At 35.9% G+C, this 2263-nt stretch carries 2 protein-coding genes; both read left to right on the top strand.

What is annotated here, in order from left to right; genetic code table 11:
* Positions 1-155: 155 nt before the first annotated feature.
* A complete protein-coding gene (locus FLACOL7796_RS18005) occupies positions 156-1475 on the top strand; it encodes a sugar porter family MFS transporter (RefSeq protein WP_173972115.1) in 1320 nt (439 codons plus the stop codon).
* 71 nt (positions 1476-1546) lie between these two features.
* The gene (locus FLACOL7796_RS18000) at positions 1547-2104 is read left to right on the top strand and encodes a ClbS/DfsB family four-helix bundle protein (protein ID WP_173972114.1); all 558 of its coding nucleotides are present in this window, start codon (positions 1547-1549) and stop codon (positions 2102-2104) included.
* Positions 2105-2263: the final 159 nt, after the last annotated feature.

Here is a 2263-nt window from a genome sequence, read left to right as displayed (position 1 = left end):
AGTATATATTTGTAATTTACTAAAACGTTTTACTAACTGTTTTGAATTTTGAAATTTCCTTCAATTTTTAATTTAAATTGCTGATGATGTTATTCGTTTTCTGCAAGTAGTAATCCGTGAATAAAGTCGATATAATTAATGTAATAAATGCTTATATGAACAAAATACTACTATGGTCTGTTACCGCCGCTCTGGCTGGATTTTTATTTGGTTTTGATACGGTTGTAATTTCTGGTGCCGATACTAAACTCCAGGAATTATGGCATACATCAGATGTTTTTCACGGATCTGTAGTTATGGCAATGGCGCTTTGGGGCACGGTTGTGGGCGCTATTTTTGGAGGAATTCCGACGAATAAAATTGGACGTAAAAAAACACTGATCTGGATTGGGATTTTGTTTTTGTTGTCGGCAATTGGATCTTCATTTGCAAATGATCCGTGGACTTTTGCTTTTTTTAGATTTTTAGGCGGATTAGGAATTGGAGCGTCTACGATCGCAGCTCCGGCTTATGTTTCTGAAATTGCTCCTGCAAAAGACAGAGGACGTTTGGTTTCGCTTTATCAGTTTAATATTGTTTTAGGAATTTTAATGGCATTTTTGTCTAATTACTTATTGCGTGATGCGGGAGAAAATGCCTGGCGATGGATGATTGGAATCATGGCTTTTCCTGCATTTTTCTATACGATTATAGTATTTACGATTCCGGAAAGTCCGAGATGGCTGCTTTCGAAATCGAGAATTACAGAGGCAAAAGCGGTTTTAGAAAAAGTAGATCCGACGGCTAAAATTGAAGATTTATTGCACGAAATGCATTTGGGAAACGATAATGAAGATAAAAAAGGGGAAACTATCTTTTTGAAGAAATACAGATTTCCGTTGCTTTTAGCATTTTTCATTTCGTTGTTCAATCAGTTTTCAGGAATTAATGCCTTTTTGTATTATGCTCCTAGAATTTTTGCAGAAGCAGGATTGGGCGAAAGTGCAGCTTTAATGAGCAGCGTTGGTATTGGTTTGACTAATTTGGTGTTTACGCTGATTGGCGTTTTCTTAATTGATGTTGTGGGGCGAAAAGTGCTGATGTATATAGGATCGATTGGTTATATTATTTCGTTGGGATTAGTTTCGATTGCCTTCTTTTTAAAATGGGAGGGAATGCAGGTACCGGTTTTCTTGTTTTTATTTATTGCTTCGCATGCCGTAGGACAAGGTGCTGTAATTTGGGTTTTTATTTCAGAAATTTTCCCGAATCATTTGCGCGCCAGCGGTCAGGCTTTTGGTTCATCGGTACATTGGGTTCTTGCTGCTATCATTCCGTCTATGGTTCCGTTTTTGTTTTCGACAATTGGAGCTGGAGCCGTGTTTTTGATTTTTGCTGTAATGATGGTGTTCCAATTATTTTTTGTGATTTTTATGATGCCGGAAACGAAAGGGAAATCTTTAGAAGAACTTCAGGAGACTATTTTTAAGATTTAAGAATTCGTAATTCTGGTGTATTTTAATACTTTATAGTATTTTTGAGTAGATAAAAATTAGTATTCTTAAGTATGGCTGTTCCTGTTAACCAAGATGAATTGCTGGCGGCAATAATCACAAATTTTAATAAACTTAAAAAAGAACTTTTAAGCATCCCTGCTGAATTAACTTCACTAAAAGAACTTGAAGGTCACAGCAAAGGCACCTTAATGAGTATTGATAATCTGGTGGCGTATCTGTTGGGATGGGGAGAGTTAGTCCTGAAATGGAATTACAAAAAAGAGCATAACGAGGCTGTCGATTTTCCTGAAACGGGATATAAATGGAATGAATTAGGAAAACTGGCTCAGAAATTTTACAAAGATTATGAAGATGATAGTTTTGAGGAACTTGTTGTAAAACTAGATAATACAGTAACATCTATTTTGGCATTGATTAAAAGCAAATCGAATTACGATCTTTACGAAATACCCTGGTATGAAAAATGGACATTGGGAAGAATGATTCAGTTTAATACTGCTTCGCCTTATACAAATGCACGAGGAAGAATACGTAAGTGGAAGAAGGAAAGGGATGAAAAAAATCAACAATGGTGGATTGTGATTTTGAACGCGGATGATGCGGATTAGCTTCGCGAAAGCGCGGATATTAACGGATTTTTTATTTTACTCAAATAGCTACCCGCAATCTTGTCATCCTGATTTCTATGATAAAACCAAATCTTTTTTATAAGGGATTTGGTTTTTTATTACTGCAAAAACCCGATGGATTATTTTATTTCTCACAGC

The sequence above is a fragment of the Flavobacterium bizetiae genome, assembly GCF_902804475.1.
GTDB lineage: Bacteria > Bacteroidota > Bacteroidia > Flavobacteriales > Flavobacteriaceae > Flavobacterium > Flavobacterium bizetiae.
The sequence above is the reverse complement of the archived record's forward strand: the minus strand, read 5'-3'. Positions and strand labels throughout refer to the sequence as shown.